Origin of the sequence: Stenotrophomonas sp. ISL-67, from assembly GCF_018612915.1 — a bacterium.
In the GTDB taxonomy this organism is placed as follows: Bacteria; Pseudomonadota; Gammaproteobacteria; order Xanthomonadales; family Xanthomonadaceae; genus Stenotrophomonas.
In genome coordinates this window covers 568,985-590,152 of sequence record NZ_JAGGRL010000001.1, presented here as the reverse complement: position 1 = coordinate 590,152, position 21,168 = coordinate 568,985, and the positions used below count along the sequence as shown (strand labels likewise).

General features: G+C 66.9%; 17 protein-coding genes and 6 tRNA genes. 1 reads left to right on the top strand and 22 read right to left on the bottom strand.

Annotated features, from left to right (window positions below; genetic code table 11):
• Nucleotides 1-43 precede the first annotated feature (43 nt).
• The 18 genes from J7J08_RS02835 to uvrB all read right to left on the bottom strand — a co-directional run bounded on the left by J7J08_RS02835 (nt 44) and on the right by uvrB (nt 15,589).
• The gene (locus J7J08_RS02835) at nt 44-481 is read right to left on the bottom strand and encodes a group III truncated hemoglobin (RefSeq protein ID WP_214901281.1); all 438 of its coding nucleotides are present in this window, start codon (nt 479-481) and stop codon (nt 44-46) included.
• 109 nt (nt 482-590) lie between these two features.
• A complete protein-coding gene (locus J7J08_RS02830; protein ID WP_214901280.1) occupies nt 591-827 on the bottom strand; it encodes a hypothetical protein in 237 nt (78 codons plus the stop codon).
• Nucleotides 828-1,087: 260 nt separating this feature from the next.
• Complete coding sequence (locus J7J08_RS02825) at nt 1,088-1,309, bottom strand: hypothetical protein (RefSeq protein ID WP_214901279.1); 222 nt, start codon at nt 1,307-1,309, stop codon at nt 1,088-1,090.
• 108 nt (nt 1,310-1,417) lie between these two features.
• Nucleotides 1,418-1,491 (bottom strand) — tRNA-Cys (locus tag J7J08_RS02820).
• A gap of 47 nt (nt 1,492-1,538) precedes the next feature.
• A tRNA-Gly gene (locus J7J08_RS02815) sits at nt 1,539-1,614 on the bottom strand.
• 114 nt (nt 1,615-1,728) lie between these two features.
• Nucleotides 1,729-1,804: transfer RNA gene (locus tag J7J08_RS02810), tRNA-Gly, on the bottom strand.
• Between the two features lie 213 nt (nt 1,805-2,017).
• A tRNA-Gly gene (locus J7J08_RS02805) sits at nt 2,018-2,093 on the bottom strand.
• A 46-nt stretch (nt 2,094-2,139) separates the two neighbouring features.
• Nucleotides 2,140-2,763, bottom strand: coding sequence for a CDP-diacylglycerol--glycerol-3-phosphate 3-phosphatidyltransferase (gene pgsA / locus J7J08_RS02800; RefSeq protein WP_214901278.1), 624 nt, complete (start codon nt 2,761-2,763; stop codon nt 2,140-2,142).
• A 9-nt stretch (nt 2,764-2,772) separates the two neighbouring features.
• Nucleotides 2,773-4,620, bottom strand: coding sequence for an excinuclease ABC subunit UvrC (uvrC, locus tag J7J08_RS02795; protein ID WP_214901277.1), 1,848 nt, complete (start codon nt 4,618-4,620; stop codon nt 2,773-2,775).
• Nucleotides 4,617-6,032, bottom strand: a complete 1,416-nt coding sequence (locus J7J08_RS02790) for a hypothetical protein (protein WP_214901276.1) — start codon at nt 6,030-6,032, stop codon at nt 4,617-4,619. Before J7J08_RS02790 ends, uvrC begins: the two co-directional genes overlap by 4 nt.
• A gap of 24 nt (nt 6,033-6,056) precedes the next feature.
• Complete coding sequence (gene kdsB, locus J7J08_RS02785; protein WP_214901274.1) at nt 6,057-6,854, bottom strand: 3-deoxy-manno-octulosonate cytidylyltransferase; 798 nt, start codon at nt 6,852-6,854, stop codon at nt 6,057-6,059.
• 59 nt (nt 6,855-6,913) lie between these two features.
• On the bottom strand, nt 6,914-7,936 hold the full coding sequence (gene lpxK, locus J7J08_RS02780; protein ID WP_214901272.1) for a tetraacyldisaccharide 4'-kinase: 1,023 nt from the start codon (nt 7,934-7,936) through the stop codon (nt 6,914-6,916).
• The gene (msbA, locus tag J7J08_RS02775; protein ID WP_214901270.1) at nt 7,936-9,684 is read right to left on the bottom strand and encodes a lipid A export permease/ATP-binding protein MsbA; all 1,749 of its coding nucleotides are present in this window, start codon (nt 9,682-9,684) and stop codon (nt 7,936-7,938) included. The genes lpxK and msbA overlap by 1 nt, the downstream gene beginning before the upstream one ends.
• Nucleotides 9,681-10,103 carry a biopolymer transporter ExbD gene (locus J7J08_RS02770; RefSeq protein ID WP_070209310.1) on the bottom strand — a complete coding sequence of 141 codons (423 nt, stop codon included), beginning with the start codon at nt 10,101-10,103 and terminating at the stop codon, nt 9,681-9,683. The genes msbA and J7J08_RS02770 overlap by 4 nt, the downstream gene beginning before the upstream one ends.
• Before the next feature lie 3 nt (nt 10,104-10,106).
• Complete coding sequence (locus J7J08_RS02765) at nt 10,107-10,784, bottom strand: MotA/TolQ/ExbB proton channel family protein (protein WP_214901268.1); 678 nt, start codon at nt 10,782-10,784, stop codon at nt 10,107-10,109.
• Between the two features lie 3 nt (nt 10,785-10,787).
• Nucleotides 10,788-13,211 carry a DNA internalization-related competence protein ComEC/Rec2 gene (locus tag J7J08_RS02760; protein ID WP_214901266.1) on the bottom strand — a complete coding sequence of 808 codons (2,424 nt, stop codon included), beginning with the start codon at nt 13,209-13,211 and terminating at the stop codon, nt 10,788-10,790.
• Nucleotides 13,212-13,383: 172 nt separating this feature from the next.
• Nucleotides 13,384-13,458 (bottom strand) — tRNA-Val (locus J7J08_RS02755).
• Between the two features lie 106 nt (nt 13,459-13,564).
• Nucleotides 13,565-15,589 (bottom strand): excinuclease ABC subunit UvrB, encoded by a 2,025-nt coding sequence (uvrB, locus tag J7J08_RS02750; protein WP_214901263.1) that lies wholly within the window; start codon nt 15,587-15,589, stop codon nt 13,565-13,567.
• 149 nt (nt 15,590-15,738) lie between these two features.
• Here uvrB and J7J08_RS02745 point away from each other — a divergent pair, with 149 nt between their 5' ends.
• The gene (locus tag J7J08_RS02745) at nt 15,739-16,278 is read left to right on the top strand and encodes a GspH/FimT family pseudopilin (RefSeq protein WP_214901612.1); all 540 of its coding nucleotides are present in this window, start codon (nt 15,739-15,741) and stop codon (nt 16,276-16,278) included.
• Nucleotides 16,279-16,349: 71 nt separating this feature from the next.
• Here the strand turns inward: J7J08_RS02745 and J7J08_RS02740 are convergent.
• From J7J08_RS02740 to J7J08_RS02725, 4 genes are all read right to left on the bottom strand, one after another.
• Nucleotides 16,350-16,426, bottom strand: a tRNA-Asn gene (locus J7J08_RS02740).
• A 52-nt stretch (nt 16,427-16,478) separates the two neighbouring features.
• Nucleotides 16,479-16,874 carry a type IV pilin protein gene (locus J7J08_RS02735; protein ID WP_214901610.1) on the bottom strand — a complete coding sequence of 132 codons (396 nt, stop codon included), beginning with the start codon at nt 16,872-16,874 and terminating at the stop codon, nt 16,479-16,481.
• A gap of 38 nt (nt 16,875-16,912) precedes the next feature.
• The gene (locus J7J08_RS02730; protein ID WP_214901261.1) at nt 16,913-20,638 is read right to left on the bottom strand and encodes a PilC/PilY family type IV pilus protein; all 3,726 of its coding nucleotides are present in this window, start codon (nt 20,636-20,638) and stop codon (nt 16,913-16,915) included.
• 10 nt (nt 20,639-20,648) lie between these two features.
• The gene (locus J7J08_RS02725) at nt 20,649-21,167 is read right to left on the bottom strand and encodes a PilX N-terminal domain-containing pilus assembly protein (protein ID WP_214901259.1); all 519 of its coding nucleotides are present in this window, start codon (nt 21,165-21,167) and stop codon (nt 20,649-20,651) included.
• Nucleotide 21,168: the final 1 nt, after the last annotated feature.

The following is a 21,168-nucleotide window of genomic DNA, read 5'->3' as shown; positions in this document are numbered from 1 at the left end:
GCGCCAGCGTGCGCGCCGCGGCCCGGCCCTGCATTGAGCCAGATCAATCCGGGCGCGGGTTTCCGGCGATCGGCAGCGCCGGCCAGCGCTGCATCTGGATGCGCCGCCAGAAGGTGTCGGCGATGCGCGTGGCCACATCGTCGGCCAGCTGCTGCATGGGAAGGTTGCCCGATTCGGCGGTGGTCTGGTGGAACAGCCGCAGCCAACGGTCGAACAGCTCACGCTCCAGCTCGGGCATGGCCATGTGTTTCGACATCGGGTTGCCGTTGAAGCGACGGGTACCGCGCAGCATCGCCGACCAGAAATCCACCAGCTGGGCCAGGTGCGCGTCCCAGTCGTGGATGCGTGCGTCGAACACCGGGCCCAACCGCCCGTCCTGGCGTACGCGGGCGTAGAAGTCGTGCACCAGGCGGGTGACTTCCTGCTCGCTGCACAACGTCGCGGAGGCGACGGGCAGCGCGATGGTGGCGGGGGACGACATGGCTTCCTCGACAACGGACACGGGACGACGGCGCGGCAATGATGCTACGCCGCGTTGGTCGGGATCAATGTGGCGTGCTGTCGCAGGGAAGGTCCCCGGGCGATTGGCTTCAGCGCGTGCGGCTGTCGGGCGGCGGCACCATCTGCGCGCGCCGGACAATGCCGAGCTGTTCGATGATCAGGGCCAGTTCGTTGGTCACCTCGGTGCGGCCGCGGCCCTGCGGCACCAGGCGTTCAAGCACCTGCTGGTAGGTGGTCCAGAACTCCGGCCCACACCCGTGCTTGCTGTAGCTGGCCTCCAGCTCGGTGCGGACGCCGTCAGCCAAGTCATTCGCGCCGTATCGCATACGACCTCCCTTGGACCTGCCCTGCATCGAAGACGAGCAATTCCCCCTGTCAGGCTTGCGCCTGCCGCCCCGCCGCTGGGTGGCGGCGGGACTTCACCCACGTTTCACTCCACCCTTTCATGCCGTTCGCGCCAAGTCAACCAATGGTGAACAGGCGATCAAACATTACATGAATGGTTCAGGCAAGGCCCGGCCAAGCAGGCAGGATGCCGCGCGATGATTGACACCCTGATGGCAGCCCATACGGGCCCGTGCGGCGGTCAGCTTCCCATCCGCCAGATGCCATAGGCGCTGATGGCCAGGCCTGCGCCCAGTACCATCCAGGCCACCCCGTTGAAACGCTTGAACACCTTGGCCAAGCCAAACGAGAGCGCGATGGCCGCCACGCCAAACCCCAGCATGACCGCACCGCTGACGTTGCTGGGAGACTCCCAGAACGAACCGGGCGCGCCGACGGCTGCAAACCACAAGGCGATATCCATCGAACATCCTCGACACGAAACGTCACTGCACAGTAGGTCCGCGCTCGTCCGGGCGAGGTGAAGGAGCAGAAACGAACAACCCCGCCGAAGCGGGGTTGTTCGAACTACTGGAGGCCTGGGTCGGAATTGAACCGGCGTACGCGGATTTGCAGTCCGCTGCATGACCACTCTGCCACCAGGCCGGTGACCCTATAAGACAAGACCCCGAGAACGGGGCCTGGTCAGGATGTGGAGCGGGAAACGAGACTCGAACTCGCGACCTCAACCTTGGCAAGGTTGCGCTCTACCAACTGAGCTATTCCCGCAAAATCAGGCGCATATGTTACCGAAACCGCGGGTAACACACCAGCCTTTTTACACGTCTTCGCCGCGTGCCACCGCGGAGAAAAACAAGGCCCCAAGGGGGCCCTGTCAAAATATGGAGCGGGAAACGAGACTCGAACTCGCGACCTCAACCTTGGCAAGGTTGCGCTCTACCAACTGAGCTATTCCCGCAGATCTGCTGCCTTCCCTCAACCTGACTGCGTCGAAGGAGCGCTATTGTGTCGGGATTCCTTCACGTCGTCAACATGTTTATGCAGCGGTATTCAGCCGTGCAAACGCAGGCCGGCCATCGGCTGCTCGACCCCGGACAGCGTGTCGTGCACCCGGCCCAGGCCGTGCCCGCCAACGAAAAAAGCGACCCGAAGGTCGCTTTTTTCTTGAACCTGGAGCGGGAAACGAGACTCGAACTCGCGACCTCAACCTTGGCAAGGTTGCGCTCTACCAACTGAGCTATTCCCGCTTGGGAGGCGAAATTCTACAGCCAAACGCGGTGCTGTCAACAGCCCTCAGCCCTTCTTTTTCAAGCGTGCGGTTTCACGCGCGGCGCGTTCGTCCTCGCGCAGGCTCGGCCACGCCGCATGCAGGTACTGCAGGCCGGAGAACAGGGTGAGCACCGCGGCGATCGCCAGTGTCCAGTCGCCGACATGGAATACCGGTTCACCCATCCAGATATCGGTCACCGGCGTATTCGGTGCCACCGAATACAGCAGGCACAACAGCGCGACCATCTGCGCGGTGGTCTTGATCTTGCCGATCAACGCCACCCGCACCTTCGCGCGCTGGCCGATTTCAGCCATCCATTCGCGCAGCGCCGATACCGCGATTTCGCGGCCGACGATGACCGCCGCCCAGAACGCCATCCACGGCGTCGGGTGGCCCTGCACGATCAGGAACAGCGCCACGGCCACCATCAGCTTGTCCGCGACCGGATCAAGGAACGCACCGAACGCCGAGGCAAGGTCGTAGCGGCGGGCGATCCAGCCATCCAGCCAGTCGGTCAACGCCGCGACGCCGAAGATCGCCGCGGAGGCGAAATTGGTCCAGGTGTAGGGAAGATAGAACACCAGCACCAGCACCGGGATCATCACGATCCGCAGCAATGTCAGCCAGGTGGGGAGGGTCAACTTCATTGCGTCTCTCTACTCGCCGGCCGCAGGGGGCGTGGGCAGTCCATGTAGGTTAGCGTAGATGCGGGCAGCGAGGGCATCATTGATACCCTCGACCTTGGCGATTTCCGCTTCGCCAGCCGCTTTCAGGCCAACCAGTCCACCAAAATGTTTCAGCAGGCTGGCGCGACGGCGCGGCCCGATGCCGGGAATATCCTCCAGCTTGCTGGTCATGCGCGCCTTCTGGCGGCGGCCACGATGGCCGGTGATCGCAAAGCGGTGCGCTTCGTCGCGTACCTGCTGGATGAACTGCAGGGCTGGCGACGCCGCGCCCGGGCGCAGCTCGCGGCCGTCGGGCATCACCAGCGCTTCGTGGCCGGCGCGACGCTCCACGCCCTTGGCCACGCCCACCAGCATCACCCCTTCCACGCCCAGGTCGGCCAGCGCAGCCTGCGCCTGGGCCAATTGGCCGGCGCCGCCGTCGATCAGCAGCAGATCCGGCAGGACGCCCTCTTCTTCCACCGCGCGGCGGAAACGGCGGTCGATGGCCTGGCGCATGGCGGCGTAGTCATCGCCGGGTTCGATCCCGCTGATGTTGAAGCGGCGGTACTGGCTGCGCACCGGGCCACTGGCGTCAAACACCACGCACGATGCCACCGTGGCCTCACCCATTGTGTGGCTGATGTCGAAGCACTCCACGCGCTTGACCTGTTCGGCCAGGCCGAGCATCTGCCGCAGGTCTTCGCTGCGCGCATGCTGGGCGCTGCGGCTGGTGAGTTCGCTGACCAGCGTGATCTGCGCGTTGCGGCTGGCCAACTCGACGTACCCGGCACGTTCGCCGCGTACATTCCACTTCAACTGCACCTTGGCCTCGGCCGAGGCGCTGAGCGCTGATTCGATCAGACTGGCATCGGGAATCTCGCGGTCTAGCAGGATCTCGCGCGGCGGGGAATGTTCGGCGTAGTACTGCGATACAAATGCGCCGAGCACTTCCTCCGCGCTTTCTTCGCCGTTGGTGCGTGGGAAGAACGGCCGTGTACCCATGTTGCGGCCATCGCGGAACGCCAGCAGCATCACGCACGCACTGGCGCCCTGGGTGGCGCAGGCCAGCACGTCGAGGTCGGCAGCGCGGCCGTCCACGTACTGGCGGGTCTGCATGCTGCGCAGCGCGGTCACCAGGTCACGCAGGCGCGCCGCCTGTTCGAATTCCAGCGCTTCGCTTGCCGCCTGCATCTGCGTGCCGAGTTCGCGCGCCAGCTGGTCGCTCTTGCCTTCCAGGAACATCGAGGCGCGGCGCACCGATTCGGCGTAATCGTCGGCTGCCACCAGCTGCACGCAGGGCGCGCTGCAGCGGCCGATCTGGTACTGCAGGCAGGGCCGCGAGCGGTTGCGGAATACGCTGTCCTCGCAGCTGCGCAGCTTGAACAGCTTGTGCATCAGGTTGAGCGTTTCACGTACCGCAGTCACGCCCGGGTAGGGACCGAAGTACCGGCCCGGCACCGCGCGTGGCCCGCGGTGCAGCGCGATGCGCGGCCAGTCTTCGCGGGTCAGCAGCACGTGGGGATAGGTTTTGTCGTCGCGCAGCGAGACGTTGTAGCGTGGCGACAGCGACTTGATCAGCTGGTTTTCCAGCAGCAGCGCTTCGGCCTCGGAACGGGTGACGGTCACGTCCATGCGCGCAACCTGCGACAGCATGGACATGATCCGCGCGGTCTTCGGCGCGCCATTGAAGTAACTGCCAACGCGGTTACGCAGCGCGCGCGCCTTGCCGACATACAACAGGGTGTCGTCGGTGGCGTACATGCGGTACACGCCGGGCGCGGTGCTCAGGTGGGCCGCGAATGCCTTTCCATCGAAGGCCGGAGCGGTAGGCAGGGTCATTCGCTGATCGGTACGTCGCTCAGTACGCCGCTGACGGGGTCGAAACGCAGCACGGCGTGGGCATCGGTCTCGGCGATCCACACCGCCCCGCCGCCCAGCGCCAGCCCTGCCGGACCGTGCAGGCGCCGCGGCAGCTCCACCGTGTTCAGGTCGCCGCCGCCCAGGCGCAGCGTGCGCAGGCGGCCGTTGCCGGTATCGGCGATCCACAACACGGGCGCATCCGGGCTCATCGCGATCGCCTGCGGGTACTGCAGCTGGGCGGTCGTGCGCGGGCCATCCTGGTCGCCGAACGTCCACGGCCCCTGCCCCACCAGTGTCTGTACCCGATCGCCGCGCAGCTGCATCGAACGGATCGACGAGCCGAGCGCATCGCACACGTACAGCACCTGCTGCACGGCGGCCAGCGCCGCCGGCTGCGCGAACGCGGCCAGGTGGCCGCTGCCGTCGCGTTCGTCGATCGCACCGGAACCGGCGCGCCAGGACAGCGTGCGCTGGCCCAGGTGGTAGCTCCAGATGCGGTTGTCGCCTGCCATGGCGATATGTACCTGGTTGTCGGCGACCGCCAGGCCCTGCGGGTGATTCAGCGGCGTCTGGCGGGGATCGCCCACTGCGCCTTCGCGCGGATCGCCGGGCCGGCCGTTGCCGCACAGCGTGTCGACCTGCCCGGTCAGCAGGTGGATCCGGCGCAGTGCGTGGTTGCCGGTGTCGGCCACGTACAGCCACTCGCGTTCCAGGGCCAGGCCCTGCGGCCGGTTGAACGCGGCTTCGCCCGGGCCACCGTCCATCATGTCGGCGGTGCCCAGCCCGAACTGGCGAAGCACCCGGCCGGCATGGCTGCATTCGAGGACGCGATGGTGGCCGCTGTCGGCGATGTACAGCCGCTCGGTGCTCACCGCCAGGGCCGTCGGGAACAGCAATGGCAGGCGCGGCTCCGGATGCAGCTCGCGCTGGCGCGAGGCATCGACATCGAGCGGGCTCGACGTCCCCTGGCAGAGGGCGTTGAGCGCGCGATCAAGCTCGTCGCCGAAGCCGACCAGGCGGTCGACCTCACGCCCCTGCGCATCCAGCAGGACCAGGGTCGGCCACGCCATCACGTTGAACCGGCGCCAGCCATCCCAGTCCGCGTCCAGCAGCGCCGGCGCGGCCACGCCCTGGCGGCGCAGCAGCTTCAGCGCCTGCTCCGGTTCGCGCTCGCAGTCGAAGCGCGGCACCTGCAGGACCAGCAACTGCAGCTTGCCGGGGTTGCGCGACTGCCATTGGCCGAGCTCGGCCAGCCGGTGCGCGCACCACACCGAAGCGGCATTGACGAAGGCCAGTACCACGGGGCGACCGCGCAGTTCGGTCAGGGTGGTCGGCGCGGCATTGAGCCACGTGGCAAATTCGGGCAGATCCTGGACAGGCTGTACGTTCATGCGGTGATTATGCAGGACTGGGCGTCATGCAACCGCCGTGCCACCGTCAATTTCGCGGCGGGCCAGCCAGTCCTCGGCCCGCGCCAGATCCTCGGGGGTGTCGATCCCCGGCGGGAACGCGGCCGGGGACAGCGCCACGCTCAGGCGATGGCCCGCCTCGAGCACCCGCAGCTGCTCCAGCGATTCCAGCTGTTCCAGGGTGCCCGGTGGCAACGCCGCAAACTGGTGCAGGAACCCGGCGCGATAGGCATAGATGCCGATGTGGCGCAGCCAATGCGGGCCGGACAGGCGCTCGCGCGAGTGCGCGAAGGCGTCCCGGTGCCAGGGGATGGGGGCGCGGCTGAAATACAGCGCGTCCAGGTTCTGCTGGCGCACCACCTTGACCACGTTCGGGTCGAACAGGGTCTCGGCGTCCTCCACCGGGGTCGCCAGGGTCGCCATGTCCGCGCCGCTGTACACCAGTGCTTCGGCCACCGCGCGGATGCCTTCGGCCGGGGCGAACGGCTCGTCGCCCTGCAGGTTCACCACGACGGTGTCATCGGACCACCCGGCCTGCCGGGCACATTCGGCCAGCCGGTCGGTACCGGAGGCATGGCTGGCGGCCGTCATCGCCACCTGCACCCCGTCCAGGCCGTGCAAGGCATCGGCAATGCGCACATCATCGGTGGCCACCCATACCCCACGCGCGCCGGCCAGCAACGCGCGCTCGGCCACCCGCAGCACCAGCGGCTTGCCGCCGAGCAGCCGCAGCGGTTTGCCGGGCAGCCGCGAGGCGGCGTACCGCGCGGGAATGGCGACGACGAAATCGACGGGCTGGTGCATGCGGGACCTCTCGGAAAGGCGCGGGAACGATGGCGGCCAGTGTGCCGCAAACGCGGTGCTCAGCGCTTGCCGAGTTTATCCACGCGGTCGAGCAGGTTGACCCAGAACGCGGCCGGCAGATCGGCAGACAACGGCACCGAAAAATGCCATTCGTTGGCGAACGCCCTGCACTTCACGGCATCCTTCTCGGTCATCAGCACCGGCAGCTCGCTGCCAAAACGCAGGTCCGCCGCCTCGTAGGCATGGTGGTCGGCAAACGCATGCGGGACCACGCCGATGCCCTGCGCGCGCAGCATGTCGAAGAAACGCTGCGGATGCGCGATGCCCGCCACGGCGTGCACGCGCTGGCCACGGAAGTGCGACAGCGCGCGGGCACGGCCGCCACTGACCGGCTGCGCGCTGTCGATGTGCAGCTGCATCGGCCATTCGCCGAAACCGCAGGAGGCAAGCGCGGCCGGATCGGCGCTGGCCTGGCCCAGGTTGACCACGTGGAAGTCGCAGTCGCGCGCGCGTTCGGCGGGTTCGCGCAGCGGTCCGGCCGGGATCAACCGGCCATTACCGTAGCGGCGCTGCGCGTCGACCACTTCGATTTCGATGTCGCGCGCCAGCCGATAGTGCTGCAGCCCGTCGTCGCAGACGATGATGTTGCAGCCCGCTTCGACCAGCGCCTTGCCGGCCGCCACGCGGTCCGCATCGACCCGGACCGGCACACCGGTTTTCCAGGCGATCAACACCGGCTCATCACCGCCCAGTGCGGTCGGCGTGCCCGCCTCGACCCAGCGCGGCACCTTGGCCTCTTCACGACCGTAACCGCGACTGGCCACGCCCGGCTTCCAGCCCGCGTCGCGCAGGCGGTCGACCAGGGCGATGGTCAGCGGGGTCTTGCCGGTACCGCCGGCGGTCACGTTGCCCACCACGATCACCGGCACCGGCAACGAATGTCGCTTGCGCCAACCGCGGCGATACAGCCCGCGACGCAGTGCCACCACGGCGCCATACACCGGTGCCAACAGGCGCGCCGCAAACGGAATCGCACTGCCGTCGTACCAGTACGACGGCGTCTGGGATCCTTTCTGCGCCATCAGGGTTGCCTTTCGCGGAACTGCATCTTGTGCAGGTGCTCGTACAGCCCGCCCAGCGCCAGCAGCTCGCTGTGGGTACCGCGTTCGACGATGCGGCCGTGGTCCATCACCAGCACCTGGTCGGCGTGCTCGATGGTGGACAGGCGGTGCGCGATCACCAGCGTGGTGCGCTCGGGCATCAGGCGCTGCAGGGCGTCCTGCACCAGCCGCTCGGATTCGTTGTCCAGCGCGGCGGTGGCTTCGTCGAGGATCAGCACCGGCGCGTCGCGCAGGATCGCGCGGGCGATCGCCAGGCGCTGGCGCTGGCCGCCGGACAGCAGTGCGCCGTTCTCACCCACTGGGGTCTGCAGCTGCTGCGGCATGCGTTCGATGAATTCCCACGCATTGGCCGCTTCGGCGGCGGCGCGGATCTGCTCGTCGCTGGCGTCCATGCCGTAGGCGATGTTGGCGCCCACGGTATCGTCGAACAACATGACCTTCTGGCCGACCATCGCCACCTGGCGGCGCAGGTCGGCCAGCGGATAGTCGTCCAACGGCACGCCATCGAGCAGGATGCGCCCGCCACTGGGCTCATAGAAGCGCGGCACCAGCCGGATCAGGCTGGTCTTGCCGCTGCCGGAGCGGCCCACGATGGCGGTCACGGTGCCCGGCCTGGCCTCGAAGGTGATGTCGTCCAGCGCGATGCCGGTGTCTTCGCGATAACGCAGCATGACGTGCTCGAACGACAGCTCGCCACGGACGCGCTGGGCGCGGGTGCTGCCCGCATCACGTTCAACCGGCAGGTCAAGGATGCCGAACAGGCGCTCGGCGGCGGCCACGCCGCGCGAGATCGAGGTCTGCACGCTGGTCAGGCGGCGCAGCGACGGGATGATGGCCATCATCGAGGTCATCAGGCCCATGAACTGGCCGGCGTTCAGTCGCCCGGCGAGCGCTTCGCGGGTGGATACCCACACGATCACGGCCAGCGCCAGCGCGGCCAGGAACTGCACGGTGCTGGAGGCCAGCGCGCGCGTGGTTTCGACCTTCATGTTCAGGCCAAGCATGCGGTTGGCCAGGCGCGAGTAACGCGAGATCTCGTGCGCCTGGGTGCCGTGCACCTTCACTTCCTGCTGCGCGGCGAGCGACTGCTCGGCGGTCTGCGCCATGCTGCCCATGCCGTCCTGGATGCCGCGGCTGATGCGCCGGTAGCGCTTGCCCACGAACGAAACGATCACGCCGATCAGCGGCACCACCACCAGCATCGCCACGGTCACCTTGACGCTCATCTGCAGCATCACCACCAGCATGGCGATGATGGTCAGGGTGTCGGCAACCAGGGTCTTGAGCGCATCGGCGCTGGCCTGGGTGACCTGCTCGGTATCGTAGTTCAGGCGGCTGACCATCACCGGCGTGGCTTCGCTGTCGAAGTGCGACGACGGCAGGTGCAGGTACTTGGACAGCACCTGCTCGCGCAGGTCGCGCACCACGCTGCGCCCGGTGCGGGCCAGGGCGTAATCGCTGACCAGCGTGGCCAGGCTGCGCATCATGAACAGCCCGAGGATGGTCAGCGGCAGGATCACCGCCATGCGCGGCTCGGGGTTGACGAAGCCGCGGTTGACCAGCGGTTCCATCAGCTTGGTGAAGTGGTAACCGGCCAGGGCTTCGACCACCATCGCGATGACGGCGGCCACCATGAACACCCAGTAGGCGCGCGTGTAGCCCAGCAGGCGTTTGTAGATCGGCCAGACCGGCGCGTGTTGTTTACTCATGGACGCACCTCCGGCGCGGTAGCGATGGCGATGCGGCGGAAACCGAGCTGGCCCAGGGCATCCTGGGCGGTCACCACGGCCTGGTACGGGGTGCGGGCATCGGCGCGCAGCAGCACGGTCTGCTCACGGTCGCTGCCGGCGACTGCGGCAATCGTCTGCTTGACCGATTCCACGTCGGTGCGCAGCACTTCCTGGTCATTGATGAAATAACGCCCCTCGGCATTGACCAGCACGCTCAGCGAGCGCGGCGGCTCGGTGGTGTCCTGCTGGCTGGCGGTCGGCAACTGCAGCTGCAGCGTCGAGCGCGCGTCGAAGGTGGTGGTGACCACGAAGAAGATGATCAGCACGAGGATGACGTCGATCAGGGGCACCAGATCGATATGCACCTCGTCCTGGACCCGGTCGTTGCGGATGCGCATCCGTCAGCCCTTGGCCGTGGCGGGCGCAGCAGTGGCTGCCGGTGCGGTGCCGGCGCGCGCTGCTGAGTTCATGACGCCCGGGCGGCCGTCCAGCGCGTCCAGCAGGGCCGAGGCCTCCATTTCCATCTCGATCACGTAACCGCCGATGCGGCCCTTGAAGTAGCGATGGAACATCAACGCCGGAATGGCCACGATCATGCCGGTGGCGGTGCATACCAGCGCCTTGCCGATGCCGCCGGCCAGCTGGTTCACATCGCCCACGCCATGGTCGAGGATGCCGAGGAACATCTGGATCATGCCCACTACGGTGCCCAGCAGGCCCAGCAGCGGGCCGGCCGACGCGATGGTACCCAGCGCGTTCAGGAACCGCTCCATGCGGTGCACCAGGTGCCGGCCGGCATCTTCGATGCGTTCGCGGATCTGGTCGCGCGGACGGTTGCGCGCTTCCAGCGCGACAGCGAGCAGCGCGCCCAGCGGCGAGTTGGCGCGCAGCGACTGGATGTGATTCGGATCGAGCTTGCCGCGCGCGGCCCAGTTGCGCACTTCCTGGCCCAGCCCCGGGGGCAGGACCTCGTTACGCCGCAAGGTCCAGAATCGCTCCAGGACAATTGCCAAAGCCAGTACGCCCAACAGCAGCAGCGGCACCATCGGCCAGCCACCGGCCTTGACCAGTTCCCACACGTTTCAACCCTCCGGCCCATTGGCCGCCTGTATGACCGCCGATAGGATAACAGCCGACCGCGCCCGCTCCGCGGCATCCCACCAACGGCGTTCGAAAAGGCGCTGTTCGCGCACCTGCACCCCGTCGCGGCCCAGCCATATCCGCAGCGCGCCACTGTCTGCGGTATTCAGCACTTCGGCGGGGGTGGCCCGCCAGCGCTGCACCACCTCCCGGCGCGGATGGCCGAAGCGGTTGGCATGCCCGGCAGAGACGATCGCCAGGCGGGGCGACACCGCCTGCACCCAACCGGCACTGGAGGAGCCGGCACTGCCATGGTGGGCCACCAGCACCACGTCGGCGCGCAGCGCGGCGGGCGCAGTGGCCAACAGCGCGGCTTCCTCCTGCTGGCCGATGTCGCCGGTCAACAGCACCACGCCATGGCCGGCCTGGATGCGCAGTACGCAGCTGCTGGCGTTGCCGGCGTAGTGCGTGCCGGGCGGCGGGTGCAGCACCGCGAAGTCCACGCCATCCCAGTGCCAGGCGTGGCCACGGCTGCACGGCAGGCTGCTGCCGGGCACCGCACCGGGCGGCGCCTGCAGCGGTGGGGCGTGGAAGGCGCGGCGCACCGCCGGCATGCCACCGGCGTGGTCGCGGTCGCCGTGGCTGAGCAGCACCCGGTCCAGCCCGGCCTCGCCCAGCGCGTGCAGGGTCGGCACCACCACCCGTTCGCCGGCATCGAATCCGCCCTCGGCAGCCGGCCCGGCGTCGTACAGCAGGCGGTGGTGGCGGGTGCGTACCCACACCGCCAGCCCCTGCCCCACATCCATCACCAGCAGCTCGACCTCGCCGGCGGCCGGCCGGTCGCGGGCCGGCCACAGCAGCGGCAGGCACAGCAGCAGCGCGGGCAGGCGCGCACCCGCGGCGCGCGGCAACAGCAGCCAGAACACCCCGAGCAGTGCGGCCGGCACCGCCGCCACGCCCGCCTGCGGTGCCCACCACAATGCCCAGGGCTGGCGGGCCAGCGCCCCGAACAGCCACCAGCTTGCGTCGAAACAGGCGGCCGCCCAGCGCCAGGGCCAGCGCCCGGCCCCCTCCACCAGCGCTTCAAGCCCGGTGCCGAGCAGTGCCAGCGGCACCACCACCAGGCTCCACCACGGAATGGCCAGCAGGTTGACCAGCGGCCCGGCCCGCGAGGCCTGGCCGAACAGCGCCACGGTGAGCGGCAACAGCGCCAGGGTGGCCACGCCCTGCGCGGCCAGGAACGTCCGCAGCCAGTGCAGGTCGCGCCCCGGCAGGCACCAGACCAGCCACAACACGCCGGCGAAGCTGAGCCAGAACCCCGGCGCCAGGACCGACAACGGATCGACCAGCAGCACCGCCAGCGCCGCCAGCCCCAGTGCCTGGCCAACCGTGGTCGGCCGCCGCGCGCACTGGGCAGCAGCGACCACCACGATCATCAGTACCGTTCGCACCGTGGGCAGGGCGAAACCCGCCACGGCCGCGTACAGCGCGGCACCCGCGACGGCCGCCAGCGCGGCCGCCAATGGCCGCGGCCAGTAACGGCCCAGCGCAGGAAGCGCGCGCCACGCCAGCGCCGCCAGCCACGCCGCAAACCCTGCCACCAGCCCGACGTGGAATCCGGAGATCGCCACCAGGTGGGTCAGGCCCAACGCACGCAGGTCATCCCAGTCGCCCTGCCCCAGCCCGCGGGTGTCGCCCAGCGCCAGGGCCTGTACGAAACGCGCCCCCGGGCCGGACACCTGCGTGGCGATGGCAGCCGCCATGCGCTCGCGCCACGCCGGCAGCCCGGTCGGGTCGCCCAGTGGCATGGCTGGCGCGCGCACGTGACCCGTACCAGCCAACCGCTGCAGCAGCGCATGCCGTTCGGCATCGAAGCCGCCGGGATTGCGCAGTCCGCGCGGCGGGCGCAGCCGCGCATGCACCTGCCAACGCGCGCCGGCGCGCACGGCATGCCGCTGCGACACCGCCGTTGCAGGCGCACGCCCAGCCGCCTTTGGCGCGCTGTCATACCAGGCCAGTGCCAGCTCGCGGCCACGCAGGTGCACGGGCATCGTTGCGTCGTCATCCACCCGGAACCGGAAACGGGTGCTGCGCGTTCCATGCTGCGGCAGCCCGGCCACCCGGCCACGCAGCGCATGTTCGGCCGGCACGGCACCTGCGGGCAGCTGCAGGGCCAGACCTGCATGCGCATGCAGGGCCGCCCAGCCCATGCCGGCCAGCAGTGCGCCGCACCATCGTGCACGCGGCCATCCACACCAGACCCCCACCCCACAGACCAGCGTGCACCACGCGGGCAGCCGGGCGAGCAGCACCGGTGCGAACACCACGGCGCATACGCCGACCAGCAACGCGGCCGCACATGCCTTTCCGAACAGGGGCAGGGGCACGTGAAACGAACGGGAGAGGAAGTTCGACAGGAACGACATGCAGGCCACCACGCGCGGGAACCTGCATGCTTGGCCTGCGGCGGCGGCATCGCCATCGGGCGTGCGCGGAGCGTGCTGTCGGAAAGCGCCGCTGGCGCGGAACCCACAACGCAAAAAAGCCGACCTGATGGCCGGCTTTTCTGTTGTTCCACCGCAGTCGCTGGGACCGGAGTGGTGGGCGGTACAGGGTTCGAACCTGTGACCCCTACCATGTCAAGGTAGTGCTCTACCGCTGAGCTAACCGCCCGTTTTTCGCGCTGCCCCGCTGCAATTGCGTCGGGGCAGGCCGCGTATATTACGGACGTCGGGTGTGAAGAGCAACACTTTTGTGAAGGTATTTCACAACGCGTTGTTCAGCCCAGGCTGGCCTCCTTCAACCGGCGGATCTGGTCGCGCACGCGCGCGGCATCTTCGAACTCCAGGTCACGGGCGTGCTGGTACATCTGCTGTTCCAGCGCCTGCAATCGCTTGGCGATCTGTGCCGGTTCCAGCGTGCGGTAATCCACCGCCTCCTCGGCGACGCGGCCGCCGCGGCCCTTGCCCTTGCCACGCGCTTCCTTTTCGGCCGCTTCCGAACGCGCGCCTTCCAGCACGTCCACGATCGGGCGCAGCACCGACTTGGGCACGATGCCGTGCGCTTCGTTGTATTCCACCTGCTTGGCGCGGCGGCGGTCGGTTTCGTCGATCGCCGCCTGCATCGAGCGGGTGATCTTGTCCGCATACAGGATCGCCTTGCCACGCAGGTTGCGTGCGGCGCGGCCGATGGTCTGGATCAGCGAGCCGGTCGAACGCAGGAAGCCTTCCTTGTCCGCGTCCAGGATCGCCACCAGCGACACTTCGGGCATGTCCAGGCCTTCGCGCAGCAGGTTGATGCCGACCAGCACGTCGAACTTGCCCAGGCGCAGGTCACGGATGATCTCAACGCGTTCGACGGTGTCGATATCCGAATGCAGGTAGCGCACGCGGATGCCGTGTTCGGTGAGGTACTCGGTGAGGTTTTCGGCCATGCGCTTGGTCAACGTGGTGACCAGCACGCGGTCGCCCAGCGTGATGCGCTCATTGACCTCGCTCATCAGGTCGTCGACCTGCGTACCCACCGGACGGATCTCCACCACCGGGTCGATCAGGCCGGTCGGGCGCACCACCAGCTCGGTGATTTCATCGGCCGCTTCGCGCAGCTCATACGGCCCCGGGGTGGCGGACACGTAGATGCTGCGCGGGCAGCGCGCTTCCCATTCCTCGAAACGCAGCGGGCGGTTGTCCAGCGCCGAAGGCAGCCGGAAGCCGAACTCGACCAGGGTTTCCTTGCGCGAGCGGTCACCCTTGTACATCGCGCCGATCTGCGGAATGGTCACGTGCGATTCGTCGATCACCAGCAGCGCGTCCGGCGGCAGGTAGTCGAACAGGGTCGGCGGCGGCTCGCCGGCGGCCTTGCCGGTGAGATGCCGCGAGTAGTTTTCGATGCCGTTGCAGAAGCCGACCTCGGCCATCATTTCCAGGTCGAACTGGGTGCGCTGCGCCAGGCGCTGAGCTTCCACCAGCTTGTTCTGTTCGTACAATTGTTCCAGCCGTACCTTGAGTTCGGCCTTGATCGTATCCACCGCCGACAGCACCCGCTCGCGCGTGGTGGCGTAGTGGGTCTTGGGGTACACGGTGTAGCGCTGCAGGCGGCGCAGGCTTTCGCCGGTAAGCGGATCGAACATGCTGATCTGCTCCACTTCGCCATCGAACAGCTCGATACGTACTGCTTCGCTGTCCGACTCAGCCGGAAAGATGTCGATCACCTCGCCGCGCACGCGGAACGTGCCGCGGTGCAGCTCGTACTCGTTGCGGGTGTACTGCAGCTGGGTGAGATGGTTGATCAGATCGCGCTGGTCGATGCGCTCACCGGTGGACAGGATCAGGCGCAGCGACAGGTAGTCTTCCGGCGCGCCCAGGCCATAGATCGCCGACACGGTGGCCACCACGATCGCATCCGGGCGCGACAGCAGGGTCTTGGTCGCCGCCAGCCGCATCTGCTCGATGTGCTCGTTGATCGAACTGTCCTTCTCGATGAAGGTGTCCGACGACGGCACGTAGGCTTCGGGCTGGTAGTAGTCGTAGTAGCTGACGAAGTACTCCACCGCGTTGTGCGGGAAGAACGCCTTGAACTCGCCATACAGCTGCGCGGCCAGGGTCTTGTTCGGCGCCATCACCAGCGTCGGTTTCTGCACCTGCTGGATGACGTTGGCAATGGTGTAGGTCTTGCCCGAGCCGGTCACGCCCAGCAGGGTCTGCTTGGCGACGCCGGCCTCGAAGTTGGCTGTCAGCTTCTCGATCGCCGCCGGCTGGTCGCCCGCCGGGGAATACGGAGATACAAGTTCGAAGCGATCGCTCATGGTGCCGCCATAGACCGGGCCTTCCATTATAGCGGGGGCTTGGGTGACGGCCGGCTGAGGGGCAGACCTACCCGCGCAGGCGTGGATCGCTGATGGGCCGGGGTACGTGCAGGGTCCAGGGTAGAGGTTCATCCTACCCGGCCACCTGCATGTCACCCCTTCGACGCCGCGCCCGCCGCCCGCGCGGCATGACCCTGCTGGAGCTGTGCGTGGCGCTGGCCATCGTCGCCCTGCTCTGCCTGCTCGCGCTGCCCTCGTTCAGCACCACGCTGAGCCGTCTGCGTGCCGACATGCTGCGCATGCAGCTGGTGTCGGTGTTCAACAGCGCGCGCAGCACGGCGATTACACGGCACGAGCCTGTAGCGGTATGCCCCAGTCAGGACGGAGAGCGCTGCGGCGGTGACTGGAGCCGGGGCTGGTTGATCTTCCGGGACCGCGGGGCGAATGCGGACGTGCTCGCACCGGAGGACGTCCTGCAGTTCCGCACGGGCTATGACGACCTGCTCCTGCATGCGGCCACCAGCCAAGGGCGGCAGCGCCTGCGCTTCCAGCGCAACGGTAGCAGCGGCGGCAGCCCGTTGACGTTGGTCATCTGCGCCGGTGGGCTGCGCCACGGCCAGGTGGTGGTGAACAATGTCGGGCGAACCCGATCAACGCGCCAACGGGAGCAGGCGGAGTGCCACCGGTAACGCCCGATCGACCCTGTAGCCACGCCCTGGAAACGACAAAAGCCGCGATCGCTCGCGACTTCTGCAGATACTGGCGCCCGAAGTTGGACTCGAACCAACGACCCCCTGATTAACAGTCAAGTGCTCTAACCGGCTGAGCTATTCGGGCGGGGACGCGAATTCTAGACGCTCATTCGCCGCCTTGCAAGCTCCGCACAGGCTTACCAGCATTCCAGCGCACCGGTGTTTGCCGGGGTTTTCACTCCCGCCTGGTTGACGCTGAGCGTCCCGCACGGGTCCTTGGCCTGGTCGCCCTGGGGGACGGCCGTGATGGTGAAGGTGTTGGCGGCGGGGACAATGGTGACCTGGTACATCTCCCTGCTGCCGTCGCGCGGCGAAGCGATGGTGGTGCTGTTGTTCTCCACGAAGCTGAAACCGGCGTAGCTGTTGTTGAGCGTGTGCTGCCGTTCGGCCCGCTGCGCGTACTCCACCAGCTCCGCCTTCGCCGCCGCCCGCTTGGACTTGCGCACCTGGTTGGTATACGACGGGTACGCGATGGCGGAAATGATGGCGACGACCGCGACGGTGATCATCAGCTCGATGAGGGTGAAACCCATGACCTTGCGCGGGCGCCCGGTTCGGGAATAAAGGGTGATCACTGGATCTGTCTCCACGATTGGCGACCGCACGGGTAAGGAATGTACAGCGTATCGGATCCGAACTTGATGCCACTGACACAGACGCTGCCTGGCACAGTTGGTGGCGCGGACGGACCACCGCCCGGATCCGTGCCCAGCGCGGGCGGCGACTGCCGCGGCAACCCGAATGCATTGGCGTTGGTGATCGGCGCTCCACCCTGGGAGGTGCTCTTGAAGCCGGCGGTGGATGTCTCGAACGGCGTACCCGTGGGAGAACCCAACGAAGCACGACCCAGCGCGCCGGCGCCCGTCAACGGCTGCAGGCCGAACAGCCAGTTGTCGCCGGGAACCGCACACGAACTACTGTTATCGGTCACATCACGCGGGATGTAGGTTGGCATGTACACGATGCCGTTGGATAGCGAGGGATTGCCGACGAAGCGCTCCCGGAAGTCCAGGTCGATATACCAACCGCGGGAATCCGCCGGCGGCGTACCTGCCGTCAGCGTCCGCAGCGAGCCGACGATGTTGGCCGTGCTACCCGAGAGATTGGACCGGGCAAGCGCCGTGGTGATCGGACCATTGATCAGGTCGTTGACGGCATACAGGCTCTGCAGTGAGTTGTCATAGGGGTCGTCCGTGAACGAATAGCTGCCCGTGCCGAAGTACAGCATCACACCGCCGTTGCTGCCGGTGCCAGCGGTGATGCCGCCAGTGATCGGCTGCCGCGCCAGCACGCCATTGGTGGTGGCCGGCAGCGTGGTGAACAGCGGCGTGGTCAGGTTGCCGGTGGCGCGCAGGTCGAACTTCCACAGCGCACCCTTCTGGTCGGTGCCATAGACCGTGTCGGAGTAACCGTCACGGGTACGCTGATCCTGGTTGGTACCGCCCCAGCGGTCGATCACCACGATACTGGCCAGGCCATTGCTGCCCGCAGGCACGCCGCTACCGCTTTCCACCGCCTCGATCATCCGCGCCGAGCCCGTCGCGATATCCACCACGAACAGCACGGCCTTGCCGCTGGCACTGTTGAAACCGTTGCCAAAGATGGCCTTCCAGACGGCGTTGCCGCCTTCCAGTACCGGGACGATGACCGGCTTGCCCAGTACGAACCCGATGTTGTCGCGCACATCGGCAGGCAGATTTGTATCCAGGTCACTGATTTCCCACAGCTTGCTGGCGGTATCGAAGGTGGAACCGGTGGTCACGTCAAGGCCGAACACACTGCGGCCCCCTGCACCAGACGCACCAACCAGGGTGGTGTGCCAGCCGCTGTCGTAATAGGAATCGGCAACCGCGATCTGGCCGTCTACGTAATAACGGTGCGAGAAGACCTGCCCGACTTTCGAGGTCGGGTCGTAAGGAATCAACAGGTTCCCCATGTGACCCAGCGCAGTGCTGGGGATGTAGGCAAAGGCCTCGGTTCCACCACCCGACACGACGCCACCTGCGGCATCCATGCCGCCGTTGAAGGCATGCAGCATGCCGTCGTTGGCACCGGCGTACACCATGTACTGACCGTTGGTCGCCTTGTTGGTCAGATAGGTGGCGTACGTCGTCGCCAGCGTGCCGCCCAGACGGCGATAGCCGAAATCATCGATAGGCGAGGTGATGACCGGGGTCGAGGTGACGATGTCACCGAGGCGTGTGGTGCGGTCGCGGAAGGGGCCCGCGTTGCGCTTTTCAAGTGAGACGTCGCCGCGCAGATAGGAGACCGCGGTGGCATCGGTTGCCATGCCCAGCTTGTCCTCGCACACCAGCATGCCGCCATTCTGGCCGTTCTTGGTGCACAGATCGGTGAGGCTTACGTTGCCAGAGGTGAACTCGCGTGTCGTACCGTCACGGGTGAAGAAGATGCGGCGGGTTGCCGCTGACTGCAGGTTGGCGCTCGCCTCCCAGAAGTCGGTCTCCACCAGCGCGCGGGTCGTCGGGTCGAGCGACAGCCGCTTGGCGTTCAGGGTACTGGACCAATCGGTGCCCTCCTTCTCGATCTTGTATTCCGAGCCCGCCGTGATCGAGCCGACACCGATGCGGGCACCGCTGGCGCCCGAGCCACTGGAAGGTGAGCCGTCGGAGCCCACGGCCTGCAGCACGCGCGACATGGCGTTGGTGATTTCCACCGGGGTGCGGGCATTGATGTATTCACCGCGGGTGTTCACCGCCGCGTGCCAGATATCATCGACCGTGCTGCGCTCGTCATCCTGGCGTGGCGGCCAGTTTCCGTAGATGGCCGCGTTGGTATACGGATTCTGATCCAGGTCTGGATTGAACAGATCGCCACGTGCACCCAGCGTGACACCGTAGAAATTCAGGTGCAGGTTGGTCTGGCAGTCGAGGCTCAGGTCGCCGTTGCCGCAGGCCTCCGGCACCGGCACCTTGCCAGCCGGCAGATCCGGCCGCAGCGGCGGCTGCGCACCATTGTTCACATAGAAGCGGCTGACGATGTCGGCCATCGTATCGGAGTTGCCGTCGCTGAAGGGGGTGCCCATGTTCTGGTCGTTGTTGCCGACCGTCGGACCCCCACCATTGCTGAAACCATCGGTGAACAGCATCACCGCATTCTTCTGGCACGACGCGGTGATGGGCGCACCGTCGTCCGTACGCGTGAACTGAAGGGCGGCGGCGTTGACGGCCTGACGGTTTGGCGTGCCGCCATTTGCGGTCAAGGCAAGCATGTCGGCGTAAAGTGCGGCGCGCTCATCGTCATTGCCTACCGAGCGCATGGTCAGCCGCTTGTTCGCGTTGGTTCCGCTGTCAAAGCTCGCGTGCTGATTGATGCGGAAGTAACCCACGTTCAGCTCGGTGACACCCGTCAACGACCGCGTCATGCCGGCGATCATCGCGCGGTTGCGATTGCCGTAGTAGGTGTACCAGTTGGCAAAGTTGCGCGACGCAGCAGTGTCACCCGCCAGCGTGTACTTCCACAGGGAGCAACCGGTGCCGCAGGCGTTGTCCACCCGGACCCGGGTGGCGTTGGCGTAAGCGTCGACCGCGCCTCCGACCAGCTGCGGGCGAGGGTCGGTATCCGAGGTCCAGGGAACGTAAAAGGTTGCCGGCACATACTCGATGGCGATGTTGGCCGCGCCTCGACCGGAAGGCCAGGTGTAATCGGTGTCGGGCCGGTAGTTCGTATTGTTGTAGCGGTACAGCGTGCCTGCCGGGATGACCATGCCGGTCTGCATGCGGAAGCTGTCGTTGCCCGCGGTGCTGAAATAGTTTTCAACCAGGTTGACGGTCGTCGTGCCGCCATTGGGCTGCGGGTTGATCAGCGCGGCAGTGGGCACGCTTTCAGGGTAAAACTCATCTTTGGCGGCCTTCGCCCACGGCCCGTAGAGCACGGTCGGGTCGTAATAGCTGGGGTTGTACGCAGCCGAACGGGCGAACCCGAGTGAGTTGATCGGCGGGACGCCGTAATAATTGTTGATGCGCGGCCCCGGCACCACGAAGAAGTAATCGCAGCTGCCGGAGGTATTCAGCTGCCCGTTGGCGTCGAAGAAGCTTTGACGACTGGTGTTCCAGCAGCCTTCGCCGTCCCGGCCCGGGAACTGGGTCTGGAAGTTCATCGAGCCGGAGTCATCCACCGCCATGATGAATGACGGAGTGGCGCCGGCCCTCGTTGCAAGAGGCTCCTGTGCCAGCGTCCCCTGCCCCTGCGCGGCGATGAGGTTGTAGCCGACCACGGCCAACCCGATTGCTGCCACCGTCGAACCGGCGGCCATCCACTTGAATCTGCGCGTAGCCATGGCCGCGTCCTCAGAGCTTGAAAATGGTGTCGATCACCGATGACGACGTCGGGTTTGCCGGGTCGTCAGCGGAGTACGCGGTAATCTGGAACGACGCCGAGTCGTCATCGTTGGGCTGGCCCTCGTCCAGCGCGTTGCCACCCGGGCCCCCGCACTTGTCGATCCGCCGTACGTTGACGGCGGGCACCGCCGACGAAGACTGGGTGCGCCCCCATGCGACGGGGTCGAACCCGTCCTCGCAGTTCTGGCTGATGCTGTCGCTGGACACCAGGCTGCCGTCCGGAAGCGCCGTACGATCGATGATCGCCTCGGCAGCACGCTCGGTGTTGCGGATCACGCCTTCCGTATTCTGGAAGGAGCGACTGGCCGCGCGATAGTTGGAGGCCATTTTTTCCTGCATGCCGGCCACCTGCATGCCGGCCACGCCAATCAGCGCAAGCAGCACGAGCATGATCAGCGCCACATAGAGGACCGCGCCTCGTTGCTGGCCGGGAGCGGAGGGACGACGACGGAAAGAGGGGCGAGTCATG

What these genes read in the sequence shown, in the direction of transcription:
- uvrC (WP_214901277.1), bottom strand. Translation starts at nt 4,620, where the DNA reads ATGACCCTGCCTACCGCTCCGGCCTTCGATGGAAAGGCATTCGCGGCC.
- pgsA (WP_214901278.1), bottom strand. Translation starts at nt 2,763, where the DNA reads ATGAAGTTGACCCTCCCCACCTGGCTGACATTGCTGCGGATCGTGATG.
- J7J08_RS02830 (WP_214901280.1), bottom strand. Translation starts at nt 827, where the DNA reads ATGCGATACGGCGCGAATGACTTGGCTGACGGCGTCCGCACCGAGCTG.
- J7J08_RS02835 (WP_214901281.1), bottom strand. Translation starts at nt 481, where the DNA reads ATGTCGTCCCCCGCCACCATCGCGCTGCCCGTCGCCTCCGCGACGTTG.
- kdsB (WP_214901274.1), bottom strand. Translation starts at nt 6,854, where the DNA reads ATGCACCAGCCCGTCGATTTCGTCGTCGCCATTCCCGCGCGGTACGCC.
- J7J08_RS02730 (WP_214901261.1), bottom strand. Translation starts at nt 20,638, where the DNA reads ATGGCTACGCGCAGATTCAAGTGGATGGCCGCCGGTTCGACGGTGGCA.
- J7J08_RS02760 (WP_214901266.1), bottom strand. Translation starts at nt 13,211, where the DNA reads ATGTCGTTCCTGTCGAACTTCCTCTCCCGTTCGTTTCACGTGCCCCTG.
- msbA (WP_214901270.1), bottom strand. Translation starts at nt 9,684, where the DNA reads ATGAGTAAACAACACGCGCCGGTCTGGCCGATCTACAAACGCCTGCTG.
- J7J08_RS02735 (WP_214901610.1), bottom strand. Translation starts at nt 16,874, where the DNA reads ATGGGTTTCACCCTCATCGAGCTGATGATCACCGTCGCGGTCGTCGCC.
- lpxK (WP_214901272.1), bottom strand. Translation starts at nt 7,936, where the DNA reads ATGGCGCAGAAAGGATCCCAGACGCCGTCGTACTGGTACGACGGCAGT.
- J7J08_RS02770 (WP_070209310.1), bottom strand. Translation starts at nt 10,103, where the DNA reads ATGCGCATCCGCAACGACCGGGTCCAGGACGAGGTGCATATCGATCTG.
- J7J08_RS02725 (WP_214901259.1), bottom strand. Translation starts at nt 21,167, where the DNA reads ATGACTCGCCCCTCTTTCCGTCGTCGTCCCTCCGCTCCCGGCCAGCAA.
- uvrB (WP_214901263.1), bottom strand. Translation starts at nt 15,589, where the DNA reads ATGAGCGATCGCTTCGAACTTGTATCTCCGTATTCCCCGGCGGGCGAC.
- J7J08_RS02790 (WP_214901276.1), bottom strand. Translation starts at nt 6,032, where the DNA reads ATGAACGTACAGCCTGTCCAGGATCTGCCCGAATTTGCCACGTGGCTC.
- J7J08_RS02745 (WP_214901612.1), top strand. Translation starts at nt 15,739, where the DNA reads ATGTCACCCCTTCGACGCCGCGCCCGCCGCCCGCGCGGCATGACCCTG.
- J7J08_RS02825 (WP_214901279.1), bottom strand. Translation starts at nt 1,309, where the DNA reads ATGGATATCGCCTTGTGGTTTGCAGCCGTCGGCGCGCCCGGTTCGTTC.